14 protein-coding genes are annotated in these 13137 nt (G+C 40.0%); 1 reads left to right on the plus strand and 13 read right to left on the minus strand.

Going from position 1 to position 13137, the window contains the following annotated elements:
* Positions 1 to 17: 17 nt before the first annotated feature.
* Positions 18 to 1307 carry an MFS transporter gene (locus U9M49_RS12120; RefSeq protein ID WP_095371459.1) on the minus strand — a complete coding sequence of 430 codons (1290 nt, stop codon included), beginning with the start codon at positions 1305 to 1307 and terminating at the stop codon, positions 18 to 20.
* 346 nt (positions 1308 to 1653) lie between these two features.
* On the opposite strand from U9M49_RS12120, the gene U9M49_RS12125 reads away from it, so the two are divergent.
* Entirely contained in the window at positions 1654 to 2823 is a 1170-nt protein-coding gene (locus U9M49_RS12125) for an MFS transporter (RefSeq protein ID WP_095373575.1), read from the plus strand.
* A 27-nt stretch (positions 2824 to 2850) separates the two neighbouring features.
* Here U9M49_RS12125 and U9M49_RS12130 read toward each other — a convergent pair whose 3' ends face one another.
* The 12 genes from U9M49_RS12130 to phnG all read right to left on the minus strand — a co-directional run bounded on the left by U9M49_RS12130 (position 2851) and on the right by phnG (position 12995).
* On the minus strand, positions 2851 to 3690 hold the full coding sequence (locus tag U9M49_RS12130; RefSeq protein WP_322909872.1) for an ABC transporter permease subunit: 840 nt from the start codon (positions 3688 to 3690) through the stop codon (positions 2851 to 2853).
* A complete protein-coding gene (gene phnE, locus U9M49_RS12135) occupies positions 3690 to 4478 on the minus strand; it encodes a phosphonate ABC transporter, permease protein PhnE (RefSeq protein WP_095371457.1) in 789 nt (262 codons plus the stop codon). The genes U9M49_RS12130 and phnE overlap by 1 nt, the downstream gene beginning before the upstream one ends.
* Before the next feature lie 11 nt (positions 4479 to 4489).
* Positions 4490 to 5251, minus strand: coding sequence for a phosphonate ABC transporter ATP-binding protein (phnC, locus tag U9M49_RS12140; RefSeq protein WP_095371456.1), 762 nt, complete (start codon positions 5249 to 5251; stop codon positions 4490 to 4492).
* A 21-nt stretch (positions 5252 to 5272) separates the two neighbouring features.
* Positions 5273 to 6298, minus strand: coding sequence for a PhnD/SsuA/transferrin family substrate-binding protein (locus U9M49_RS12145; protein ID WP_095371455.1), 1026 nt, complete (start codon positions 6296 to 6298; stop codon positions 5273 to 5275).
* 117 nt (positions 6299 to 6415) lie between these two features.
* The gene (locus U9M49_RS12150) at positions 6416 to 7249 is read right to left on the minus strand and encodes a PHP domain-containing protein (protein WP_307316408.1); all 834 of its coding nucleotides are present in this window, start codon (positions 7247 to 7249) and stop codon (positions 6416 to 6418) included.
* Positions 7246 to 7956, minus strand: coding sequence for a phosphonate C-P lyase system protein PhnL (locus U9M49_RS12155; protein WP_095371454.1), 711 nt, complete (start codon positions 7954 to 7956; stop codon positions 7246 to 7248). Before U9M49_RS12155 ends, U9M49_RS12150 begins: the two co-directional genes overlap by 4 nt.
* On the minus strand, positions 7953 to 9158 hold the full coding sequence (gene phnM / locus U9M49_RS12160; protein ID WP_095371453.1) for a phosphonate metabolism protein PhnM: 1206 nt from the start codon (positions 9156 to 9158) through the stop codon (positions 7953 to 7955). Before phnM ends, U9M49_RS12155 begins: the two co-directional genes overlap by 4 nt.
* A 15-nt stretch (positions 9159 to 9173) precedes the next feature.
* Positions 9174 to 10013: an ATP-binding cassette domain-containing protein gene (locus U9M49_RS12165; protein WP_307316403.1), complete on the minus strand. Its 840-nt coding sequence runs from the start codon at positions 10011 to 10013 to the stop codon at positions 9174 to 9176.
* Positions 10006 to 10872, minus strand: a complete 867-nt coding sequence (locus U9M49_RS12170) for an alpha-D-ribose 1-methylphosphonate 5-phosphate C-P-lyase PhnJ (protein ID WP_307316401.1) — start codon at positions 10870 to 10872, stop codon at positions 10006 to 10008. The genes U9M49_RS12165 and U9M49_RS12170 overlap by 8 nt, the downstream gene beginning before the upstream one ends.
* Positions 10873 to 10877: 5 nt before the next feature.
* The gene (locus U9M49_RS12175) at positions 10878 to 11969 is read right to left on the minus strand and encodes a carbon-phosphorus lyase complex subunit PhnI (protein ID WP_095371450.1); all 1092 of its coding nucleotides are present in this window, start codon (positions 11967 to 11969) and stop codon (positions 10878 to 10880) included.
* Positions 11969 to 12559: a phosphonate C-P lyase system protein PhnH gene (phnH, locus tag U9M49_RS12180; RefSeq protein ID WP_322909873.1), complete on the minus strand. Its 591-nt coding sequence runs from the start codon at positions 12557 to 12559 to the stop codon at positions 11969 to 11971. The genes U9M49_RS12175 and phnH overlap by 1 nt, the downstream gene beginning before the upstream one ends.
* Before the next feature lie 13 nt (positions 12560 to 12572).
* On the minus strand, positions 12573 to 12995 hold the full coding sequence (gene phnG / locus U9M49_RS12185; RefSeq protein WP_307316397.1) for a phosphonate C-P lyase system protein PhnG: 423 nt from the start codon (positions 12993 to 12995) through the stop codon (positions 12573 to 12575).
* Between the last annotated feature and the right edge of the window lie 142 nt (positions 12996 to 13137).

The raw sequence follows: 13137 nt of genomic DNA on the forward strand, positions 1-13137 counted from the left end.
TTTAAATTAACAATCTACTACATGGCTACATCTTGATCTAATTCTTGTTTACTTTTTTCACGTACAGCAATCATGGCAATAAGAGAAATCGCAGCACATAATATAATATATAATGCCACCGGTACATAGGAACCATTAAAGTAGGCCAGTAATGCTGTAGCGATTAATGGCGCGGTTCCACCTGCTACCGCAGCACCAATTTGATAACCTAATGTAATACCCGTATAACGAACATTTGATTTAAAAATTTCTGAGAACATTGTGCCTAAGACGGCTGTAATCGGTGCCCAGACAATCCCTAATCCTAATACAGTTGCAATGACAAGCCAAGTAACCGTTCCTTGCTGTAACATCCAAAAATAAGGGAAAGCAAAAACAGCCATTGCTATTGTACCACCAATATAGAGTTTCTTCCTACCGATCTTATCAGAAAGACTCCCCATGATAGGAATAAGAATAGTTGTAACAATGGTTCCTACTGTCACAGCATTTAGGGTCGCTGTTCTTGAAAAGCCCAATTCGCTCGTTGCATATGAAACAATAAACGTACCGAAAATATAAAACGGCGCGGTTTCTACTACTTTTGCTCCTACTGAAATGAGTACTTCTCTCCAAGACGTTTTAAATGTTTCAACAATTGGTATTTTAGCAATCTCTCCACTTTCTTGTGCCTTTTTAAACGATGGTGTTTCATCGATTCCTTTACGAATCCAAAGACCAAAGAAGACGAGTAATGCACTCATGATAAACGGAACACGCCAACCCCATGATAGAAACTGCTCTTCAGGTAATAATGTCATAATAGACAGCGCAATAGTTCCAAGAAGCATACCGATAGTTACCCCCATTTGTGGGACACTACCGAATAATCCACGTTTTTCCTTTGGGGCATATTCTACAGCTAATAAAACAGCTCCACCCCACTCTCCTCCGAGTCCAATTCCTTGGATAAGACGAAGAATAATCAGCAGAATAGGTGCCATGACACCAATGGTTTCATACGTTGGTAAGAAGCCCATTAATACAGTAGATCCACCCATAATGGTTAATGTTAATACTAATGTTTTCTTTCTTCCTACCCTATCACCAATATGACTGAAGATTACTCCACCAAGTGGTCGAATAAAGAATGCTAACGCAAATGAAGCATATGCCAACATTAAGCCGACTGTTGGGTCATCACTATGGAAGAAATATTCATTAAATACAAGAGCAGCAACCGTACCATAGAGAAAATAATCAAACCATTCAATCGAGCTTCCAACAAGGCTAGCAATTAATACTTTTCTATTCTGAGCTTTACTCATTCTAGCACCTCCCTATAATTATAAGAAATATCAAAATATTGTATTTTCAATATAATAGTATATTTATACAAAAAAATCTATAGTTTTCTAAAAAAAGTTCTTTTAACTTATTTAATTGGTTCATAATAGAATGAATGCCCAAGAAGCTATGCTAGTAAAAGATTTTCTCACCAAATCACTTTTTAAGAATAATAATTAATAGATACTTCTTATTATCTGCACTAAATCCTTCATTACTGGACATAATAGAGGTATATAACTTTGATTTCCTACAGCACTTTCTTTTTCTCTGCCCTTATGATATTTATGTTATAGAGCTGTTATCAGTATTGGAGTGACTTTTGTGATCGAAAAGAAAAAAGCTTTACCTATCTTGTTTGCTGTTATGTTTCTCGTTATGTCCGGATTTGGTGTCATTATTCCGGTTATACCATTTTATGCAGAAGAAATTGGGGCTACCCCCTCGCAATTAGGTTTATTAATGGCCGTTTATTCACTTATGCAATTTATCTTCGCACCATTATGGGGACGTGTATCTGACCGTTATGGCAGGAAACCAGTCATGCTCATCGGCATATTAGGCCTCTCACTTTCGTTCTTCCTAATGGCTTTATCTAGTGAATTATGGATGTTATTTGTCGCACGCATCATCGGAGGAACGCTGTCTGCAGCAAATATGCCAACAGCGATGGCTTATGTTGCTGATATCACGACAGAGGAAGACCGTGCAAAGGGCATGGGGATGATTGGCGCTGCAACAGGTTTAGGCTTTATATTTGGCCCAGCAATAGGTGGGGTATTTTCCCAAGCAAGTTTAAGTACACCCTTTTATGTAGCAGGAACTCTCTCGCTCATTACGAGTCTTTTCGTCCTTTTTGTTTTAAAAGAATCGTTACCTGCAACAGGTACAGGCGAAGGTAGAGAGCGTCCTTCATTTTGGGAGGCGTTTAAAGGTACGACCTCCATTCTATTTATCTTGAATCTGTGCGTATCCCTGTCTCTTGCAGGATTAGAGGCTACCTTTGCTTATTTTGCTTTTCAAAAAGCAGGACTACAGCCAACAGAACTAGGTATCATTTTTATGATAATGGGCTTCGGTTCTGCTCTTGTTCAAGGCGGGTTAGTCGGTAGGCTATCTAAGAAATATGGAGAAGGAGCAGTCATTCAAGGGGGCATAATCGTCAGTGTGATTGGTATGGGGCTTATTTTAACATTAGATAACTTCTTAACCGCTGCAATCTTCCTTACGATTTTCGGAATGGGCAATGGCGCGATAAGACCTGCAGTGTCAAGTCTATTAACAAAATCAGCAAAAGGAGCGCATGGCAATATAACAGGGCTTTTATCCTCTTTTGATTCCTTAGGACGAATACTCGGTCCTCCTCTCGGCGGGTTATTATTTACTGTTTCGATTGGATTTCCTTATATTTCAGGAATGATTCTTTCCGTTTGTGCATTATTATTATTTCAAGTTTACCGTATGAAAGCACCAGGTAAAAAAAGCTTTGAAGCTTAAAAAAGGCTGTCTATGTAAGGCAGCCTTTTAATGTTGACTTGGAAAATAGCGTTTTTTGAGCTGTGTCGACGCAAGCTCTAATAGTATCGCAACAAGGAGAATACAATAGGTGATGAAACCAACTTCTCTTAAATCAAAGTAGAATCCCGATGCCATAAAGAGTTCAAAGCCAATGCCACCTGCCCCTGCGGCCGCCCCCATTGCAACAGCAACCGAAAAATTGATTTCAAAACGAAGAAATGTCCATGATAAAAGATAAGTCATTGTAGATGGTAAAACTGCATGAACGATAGTTTGCCACCAGCCAGCACCTGTCGACCGTAACGCTTCGAGCACCCCTTTATCAACTTCCTCAAATGATTCGGAGAAAGCTTTTACCAAATAGGCTACGGAATGGAACAGCATCCCTAAAACTGCAGCCGTACTCCCTAATCCAGCTGCAATCGCAAAAATCAAAACCCATAAAACCGTTGGAACCGCTCGTATGAACGCGACATACGTTTTAATAACTTTAGCTACACCTTGATTTGATAAGTTTTCCGCTGATAATAATGCAAGGAAAAAGGCAATTACGGCTCCAATTACTGTCGATAGAACGGCTAATGCTAATGTAACACCGACTTGATAAAACGCTTCACCCCAAGAAAAGTGATTCAAAGCTGGCGTAAGGAACATTGTCTGTAAATTGGTCATTGTCTCCTTTAATGCGGAAGTTAACTGAAAGCCGGTATAGTCAAAAAAAAGGAAGGCAACAACAGTTACAATGCCGAGGCTCCATAGAACGGCTTTTAATGTATAGTCAACCTTATTGCCTATTTTTATATTAATTCGACCCGTTTTACTGCGCTTTATATAGGCTATACCCATTATAAGATCACCTTTCTGATACGGTTCGATGTGAGTTCTATGGCGATGACTGTAAGGATAATTAATAATGTCACCAGCGCAACCGCTTCATAATTTAATGTCTTATAATACAGGTCAAACGTATAGCCGATGCCTGTACCTGTCAAAATACCAACCAAAGTTGCACTTCTTATATTCGTTTCGATCATAAACAACATCCAACTCAACATTTGTGGTAATGCCTGTGGAATAACAGCTTTGGAGATTACTTGAAAATATGTGGCCCCCGTCGCCGTTAAGGCTTCAAAAGACTTTAAGCCCACTTCATCAATCGTTTCCATAAACGCTCTCGTCAAAAAGCCAACTGTACCAACAAATAGGGCAAGAAATCCGGTTAGTGAGTTTTGTCCAAATGAGAGTAGAAGAATTAACGCCCATGCTACGACAGGGATATTTCTCGCGACAGAAGCTATTCCTCTAGATAAACCCGCCATTAAACCATTACGCCTCGTCGTTGTTGAACCCGATATTCCGAGGAAAAAAGAAATGAATGCCGCTATCGTTGTCGCAGCTACTGACATGAGAATGGTTTCAACCAATTTCAACATAATGTCAGGAAACTCACGCCAAGTATCCCCCGTAATCCATAAATTTTCAACCATCCATAGACCAGCTGTTGGAATAGCTAACAAGCTTTGATAAAAGTCAAATTGGACCATTTCAATCGATAACCATGTGAAGCAACAAACAATAATCAGTAAGAAGAGATGTTGCCATTTCCTACTTAATCGTTTTTGATCTGTTAACATATTCGCCTTCCTCATACCGTTATAAGCTCTCTTGTATCCATCCCATAGACTTCTCCAATGTGATGAGAGTCTAATTGTCTATTTGGCCCATTGAAAACTAAATGTCCTTTATTTAAACCGATAATTCTATTCGAATAGGATTGGGCTACTTCGACTTGATGGAGGTTAACGATACAAGTGATACCCATTTCTTCGGTAATAGACTTCAAATAATCCATAATGACCTTGGAAGAATGAGGATCTAATGACGCAATCGGTTCGTCACATAAGATGAGCTTCGGATCTTGGATAAGTGCGCGGCAAATTCCTACTCTTTGCTGTTGTCCTCCACTTAGTTGGTCACAGCGTTTATAAGCATGTTCAGCGATTCCCAGCTTCTCTAGGAGATAGAAAGCTCTTTCTTTTTCTTCTTCACTAAAAATACCGAACATTCCTTGTAAAGTCGACTTATATCCGAAGCGCCCATGAAGTACATTTTCGATAACTGTTAAACGTGGGACAAGATTATAATGTTGAAAGATCATCCCGATATTGGCTCTTTCTTTTCTCAATGACTTTCTGCCAAGTTTAAGAATGTTTTCCCCATTAAAAAGGATTTCGCCACTATCCGCTTCCACTAAGCGATTGATGCATCGCAGTAATGTTGATTTTCCAGCTCCTGATGGACCAATAACCGATAAAAATTCGCCTGTTTCAACAGTAAAATCGATATTTGTTAGTACACGGTGACCTTGATAGGATTTATTTAGTGCCCTAATTTCTAATAATGCCAAAGGATTTCGCCTCCTCATAGATTACTTAGATAGCTCTCTTATCGGGTTAAACCATTCATCATCTACTGGCGCCAATCTTTCTTCTCCAGACTTAAAGAATAAAGCCGATTGATCTGAGCCCTCAGGAACGAAGATTTTCTCATTATTTGCTACTTCGTCACTTGATAAGTAGTCTTGTAGCTTTTTGAAGCCTTCCTCCCCTAAAAGGTCGATATTGCCAACAAAAGGTGCATTTAAAACCGGCGTGACACTAATGAGCACAAATTCCTTACCCTTAACAAGACTAAATGGCTCAGCTGCATTATCTTTTACGCGATAAATCGAACCCGGACGATTCGCTTCGCCTTCCACAAGCTCAACATAATTTTCTACACATGTATCACAAAAAGCTGCTACATCAGCACTTCCCTTTAACAAATTAACCGCAGACCCTTGATGTGAATTGCCGAACAATACCTGAGAGAATAATGGGCCACCTTCCATTAAATCTTCTTCTGTTAAACTTTTATCGCTAAAATGGGCAATCAAATCAGAGGCAGGTACTTTAAATCCTGATGTGGAACTATTTGATACAAATGACATTTTTTTATCGGCAATTGTATCTAAAGAAAATTCCCCATTTTCTTTATAGTTATTTACATCATCAACATTGACAGCTAACCAGCTATGATAAACGGCATCGTCTAACGTGCCTGATTCTCCTGTTGAAACAACTAATGGTTGAATAGCGTCATTACGCTCTTTCGCCTCTATATAACCTTGTGCACCCATAAAAGCGAGCTCCGCATTGTTATTTACCATTGTCTCAATAGAGATCGCATAATCCGTTGTTAAATGGTGCTTCACTTCACGACCTGTTGCATCAGCAATTACCTCACCAATGTCATCTCTTGATGATTTCATATCTGATCCTGATTCACTTGGATACCAAACAATATCGACAACATCATCACTTGAAGAAGCCTCGCTATTTCCTTCTTCTGAGCAAGCACCAAGCAACAAAGTCAATAATACAAGCAGCAACCAACCATATGATTTTTTACCCATTTTCATTCACTCCCTTTATAAACGATTTAACTTATTTCACTTTTATTTAAGCATAATAATCTAAATAAAAGACTGAATTTACTGTCTTTTTACACGAAATATACCGGCTTTCACTAATCATTTACAAACCAAATAATCAGTTAACAATCGGTTTATAGGCGACTCATAGTCCCCCATACGGACTGATGAACCAAATGCACCGTGATAATCTGAACCACCTGTCATAAGAAGACCATACCTTGCCATAAGGATATCAATTCTTTGGTGATCCGCTTCACTATGATCAGGATGATTACGCTCAATACCATCCAATCCAATCTGACTATCTACAAGCTCTTCAATCAGATCATAGGAATCAAGTTGACCAGGATGAGCAATTACAGCAAATCCACCATCTGCTTTAATCGCTCGAATGGCATCATATACGTCCACATAAGCAATATCCCCAGCAGCTACTCCCCCTCCTTTAAACAGTGAACGATACAGCTTTTTATATGCTTCTGAGTCGTAAGGTTCTGACGTAATGGCCGCCATAATATGTTGCTTATAAATCGTCTCACTTGGTGAGGCGATTTGCGATATTGCTTTTATAGACAAATGGATGCCTTGCTGTTGAATTTGCCCAATTTGCCAAATGGAATGGGCTTGTCTACGCTTAAGCACTTCATTACATAATGCTAAAATATGCCCTTTGTTAGCATCATAATGGTAGCCTAGTACGTGTACTTTTCGGTTTCTTTTGAAATCAAATGCGGAAATTTCAATCCCAGGAATGAGCTGAATCTGATATGTTTCTGCCCATTTCAAGGCTTCCCCTTGCCCTTTTACCGTATCATGGTCAACGATGCTAATATGTGTGATACCGGTCGCTGCAGCTTTTTCCATAACCACTTGAATGGAATCTGCGCCATCTGAAAAACCGCTATGAACATGTAAATCCGCCTTCATCATAAGGCCGCTCCTGCCCTTTTGAACGATTGCTGGCTCATTTCAAAAATATGATCACATAATTCATCCATAAATTCGATATCATGGAAAACCCCTAGCAATGTTGTCCCACTTTCCTTTAACTTTTGAATCACTTCTTTCACCTTTTGCTTGGACTGTTGATCAAGACTTGCTGTTGGCTCATCTAAAAGGAGTAACCTTGGCTTTTTAACGGCTGCAATGGCAATGTTTAACCTTAACTTTTCCCCACCTGAAAATGTATTAGGGTACGTATCCCATAGTTTGCGATCAAGTTCAAAATGAGAAAGCACTTCCTCTGCTTCTTTTTGTGCTTCTAATAATGACCGCCCCGTCTCCAAAACAGATTGCTCTACTAATTCGCGGGCGGTTGTTCGTGGCATGACATTTAAAAATTGTGACACATACCCAATTTCATATTTTCGTAAATAGATAATCTCCCTTTCTGACGCTTTTTGCAGATCAATCCATCCATATTTCTCTGAGTCAAAATAAATCCGCCCCGCTTCAGGTAAATATGTGCGATAAATACTTTTTAAGATCGTTGATTTCCCACTGCCACTTTTGCCCGTGATCCCAATAAATTCACCTTGGTTCATTGAGAAGTTCAACTGTTGCACAGCATGAATCGTCTGACCTAAATGCACAATTTGAAAGTTCTTCTCCAGACCTTCAATTTTTAAGAATGTCATCGTATTACCTCCTCCATCGCCAGGTTTTTTCGGTAATTTGTTGTCGTTATCACAACACCATTAACCATTGTTAATGTTACTGTTGGAAAACCATCATCCAATTTCTCAATGATGAGTAAATCGGCTTTATAGCCCGGTTTGATAGAACCAATTTCATGATTAAGGTTTACTGCCTTCGCTGGCTTTGAAGTGACCATTTGGAACATATCTAGGAGGTTCTGATCATACTTTTCATGGAGCGTAAAGATAGAATGGAGTAAGGCCGATGGATAATAATCACTACATAAAATATCTGCACATTGATTTCGAATCGCTTCTGCTGCAGATAAATTGCCTGAGTGCGAGCCACCTAAAAGGATATTGGGCGCCCCCACGATTGTATATAGACCGCTCTGCTTCGCCTTTTTAGCAACCTCTAATGTAATTGGAAATTCACTGATTGTGGTCCCAATGGATTGGACGAGGTCAATCTTACCTTTATGGTCATCATCATGTGAAGCAATGCTAACCCCTTGCCTTATCGCTATTTCAGCAATCTCTTTCATCATATCAATCGTCATCACTTTTGAAGATAGGCGGTCTTGGATAATACGATTTAACTCCTGTTCAGTTAAATCACGATAACCACGCATCGTTTCACGAAAAACTTCTAAATTACGATACTGACCTTGACCTGGTGTATGATCCATAAAAGATAGCAGGTGAATTTTACCTGAACGGAGGTTCTCTATTAAACGGTCGACACCTTCCAGATTATCTATTTCAAAACGAGCATGTAGGCGATGGCGAATAAGATGTTGCTGCTCGGATGTCTCCGTAATCGCTTCAACTAATTTCTGTACATTTTCTGGTAAGCGCATCGGCTTATGGGTGAAAATATCCTCCCGGTAGAAAGAAAGTGAATGAAACATCGTTGTAATCCCGTGTCCAATGAGAATCCTTTCTGCTTCACGCAGGCCCATTTGGACATTCATCATACTTGTCGGGCGCGGCGAGATGATAGATTCAATATAATCAGAGTGAATATCTATAAATCCTGGAGAAATATAACCCCCATTTGCATCTATTCTTTCAACATTGGTAAATGAAGTGAGTTCATCTTCTCTTACAATTGCCTTGATCCGTTCTTCTTCTACTAATACTGCATGTTTTTCTAGCATTCTATCTTCAAGTACAATCACACCGTTATGAATAATATACATATGCACCCTCCTCTTTTATAGCAACGAATAAACAAGCTGTTGTGTGTAAGCGTCTTGAGGATCTTCAAGGATTTGATCTGTTAGCCCTTTTTCAATTACTTCTCCATTTAACATCACCATTGTGCGGTCAGCTAGCATACGAATAACGGCTAAGTCATGTGATACCACAATCATGCTGATACCCATCTCACGTTGAATCGTTTTAATTAAATCAAGGACACTGGCTTGCACAGATAAGTCTAACCCGGTCGTTACTTCATCTAAGAAAAGAATGGGGGGATAGTTAGAAAGGGCTTTTGCAATTTGCACACGCTGCTGCATTCCCCCTGAGAACCGCTTGGGTTCTTCTTTCATTCTAAAAAGGGGAAGATGGACCTTGTCGAGCAATTCCGTTCCGACACGCTCCATTTCACCGACATGGCGATTGCCTGCTGCAATGAGTTTCTCAGCGATATTACCAATAGAGGAAAAGTCCATCTTCAACCCTTTTGCTGGATTTTGATAAACCATTCCGAGGATATGGTTGCGCACATATCTTTTTTGCTGATTAGAAAGAGCAAAAATGTTTTTCTCCTTAAAATCTTCATGGTTGATAAACATTTCCCCACCTGTCGCAGTCTCATCAAAATATAAACATTGCATAAGCGTAGATTTCCCACTCCCACTTTCACCAACAATCCCTAATATTTCCCCGGGAAATAATTCAAACGAGATATTTCGACAGGCATACACTGTCCCACAATAAGGGCAAAAATTCTTTTCTAACTGTCTCGTATCTTGATGCTGACAATGACTACAGCTTCTTCCAAACACTTTTTCTAATCGCTGGACTTGTAAGATAGGTTTATCACGCATAGCTTATATCCCCTTTTCCTTGAATCGCCCCATTTACTTGTGCTAAACAATGGTGAGAATCATTACATTGGTAATACACTTTATCTTTATCTGCATCTATGATCTCATCCAAAAACGTATCTGTTGCCCCGCATAAATGACAAGCTTGTTCTACGAAAGATTCGACAGTAAATGGGTAATCCTCAAATGCTAATGAACGGACATCTGTATAAGGTGGAACCGCATAGATTTTCTTTTCTCGTCCCGCCCCTAATAAAATAAGTGCTTCCGAATGATTCATTTTATGATTATCAAATCGGGGGATAGGACTCGGTGCCATCACATAACGGTCAGCTACATAGACGGGGTGGTCCGCTCCTGTTTTGGTCTGACCATATTTCATAATTTGTTCAAATAACTGTAGCCAAGCACCGCTGTATTCTTCTTCCGCATGGAGAATTTTCGTTTGTCTTTCACTTTTTTCTACTGACCGCAATGGTTCTGGAGCAGGGACCTGCAAGACGAGCACTTGACCTTCTGTTAAAGGCTGCTCAGGGATGCGATGTCTTGACTGAATAATCGTTGCTTCTGCTGTTCCTTCCGTAATGGCAATGCCTGTCGTTTTTTCAACTAGTTTTTTAATATTGACTGCATTAACTGATTCATCTGATCCTTGATCAATCACCTTTAATACATCGTCTTTGCCAATGATGGATAGCGTCACCTGTAATCCACCTGTACCCCAACCTCTAGCGATAGGCATTTCCCTCGAAGAAAAGGGCACTTGATATCCTGGAATACTAATCGCTTTTAAGATTGTTCTTCTAATCTCTTTTTTTGAGCCTTCATCGAAGAAAGCAAAATGATGGAGTCTTGTCATAATTATTACTCTCCTTTCTGTCCTTTTCTTGCACGATCGAGCTTAGATTGGAAAGTCACATAATGAGGAAGTTTCAAATGCGAAATGAACCCTGTCGATTCAACGGAATCAATATGCAATAAAACAAACTCCTCGTCATGTGTAGGAAAATCAGATGATGGGTGCTGCAAGCATTGATCTAAAATACTCATTGCTATCGCCTTTGTCTCATTTTGTCCGTAGCACATCCCATAGCCGATTTCAAAGTCGAGGGCTTCTTCACTTTCCTCACTTGCGCCCTTTACCGGCACAAATGATTCCACTTCTGTCACTTCAATAGCACCTATATAATATTGCTCTTCCTCACATTCATGTGGAGATGAGATGTGAATAGGCATCATACCCACCCTCAACTCCCCTACATTGGGATGAACTTGACCGTATCCCCGCATAGAAGCATAACCAAGAGAAATAACTGCACCTGTCTGTCCCCTTGTTAATGTCTGCAACCTTGCACTTCGATTGGCAGGAAATTGGAGGCTCTTCTTTGTGACATCAAAAGGCTCGCGATTATCATCTACATAAGTTTGCACAAGACCGTTTTCCCTTAAATATTCCACAACTTTAGGGAAGATTTGTGATGATGGCTGCTCTCTCAGCTGATCGATTCTTTCTTTATAATGCTGCAACCATTGTTTCTCTTCTTGTTGATCCTCTATTAATAAATCAAAATCTAACAACCTATGTGTATAATCCGTTGTTGCTCCTAATATTTGTCCACCAGGAATATCTTTAAAACTAGAAGAAATCCGCCTAGAAATGCGCATATCTTCTGTCTGGATTGCTTCGCTATAATACAATCGTGGTAATGTCGAACGATGGGCACGCAAGGTAAAAACGGCCTCCTCCATATTCCCTTCCGATTGTTTAATAGCCAACGCAGCTAACATAGGCGCATATAGACTAGCTTCAGACATCACCTGATCTACTAAGCCCTTCATCGTGGCAAGAATTGTTTCAATCTCTATATGCCTTTCACCTTTCAGCCGGTTATAACGAAGGCGTTCAATGGAGGCTTCGATAGCCTCTGTCCCTCCTTTAACGGCAACATATCCCATTACTTACTCACCTCACTGATTACTGTTGTCCTTGGTAAACAAACAAGCTTACCTACTTGGTCCGTTATCACGATATCGATTCCTAACGGAAATTCTTGATTTTTCTCTTCACGCGCTTGGTTGATTGTCTGAGAATAAGCGAGCTTTATACGCTTAGCCTTCTTGATCCCTGGCCCTGATAATAGCCATTCTTGCCCTGATGACAACTTCGGGGTCTCAATAATGATAGTGGCAGAAAGTTGGGGATCGATTAAACTACCATTTTTCGCCGATTGGATAGCGCTTATTAGACCAGCTTGTGGTAAATCAGCTGTAATGATGATAAAATCGGCTTCACTTTCCTTCACATGCTTGGCTAATGTCAGTTGAGAGATTCTTTGGACGAGTGGCGTATGGTTCCCTTTAATATGGAAAGTTGCCTCGCTATCGAGTAAGGTTACCATCGTTAAAAAAGTAGAATGATAGCAATCGATTAGATGGTCAATTTGAATCATTTGCTTAGCTAAACTAACTGTTTTACCAGGCTGCGCCATGCAATCCATTACCTTGCGAAACACAGCTTGTGTGTCATGGACATAATCAAGTGGCATTATTTTCACTCCCTTAAATTGACATCGTTTCAAAGGACACTTTTGTTTCCATTAATTGTGCCTGCTCTTTATTTTCCTGATTGATGATTGCTTCTTCTTTCGCTTGGAGAAATTGATTCCATCTCGCTATAATTGGCAATTTTGCGCCATAAGCGGCATCAATGATGGCAAGGTCACGTGACCACTCTTCTTCTAGACCGATGACCATTCCCTTACCTATGCTGCCCTCTATTTCTACCATCGTCTCCGTCATTAATACTTCCCCTAGATAAAATAGGGATTGCTTAGCTGTTTCTCTTACCTTCAGCATTGTTAAACCGTTTCTCGGTGCAACTATTTCTTTTACGTCGTAATGTTCGGTCACCTCTCTCGCCATCTCCTTAGCCAACGAGGCTCCCGCCTTCACTAAAATCGTTGTTCTTCTTTTTCGATTCATCTCCCTACCTCCTCTCGCAAGTTCATCGTAACTTGGCGCCAAGCTGTTGTGTTTTAATTTATTTTTAATATTGTGTAAATAAGGATTTACATGGCGGACACCTTTATAGAATCAACCCTTGCCAAAAACCCCTCTCCTTGTT

It is taken from the genome of Cytobacillus sp. OWB-43 (assembly GCF_034651445.1).
Lineage (GTDB): Bacteria > Bacillota > Bacilli > Bacillales > Cytobacillaceae > Cytobacillus > Cytobacillus kochii.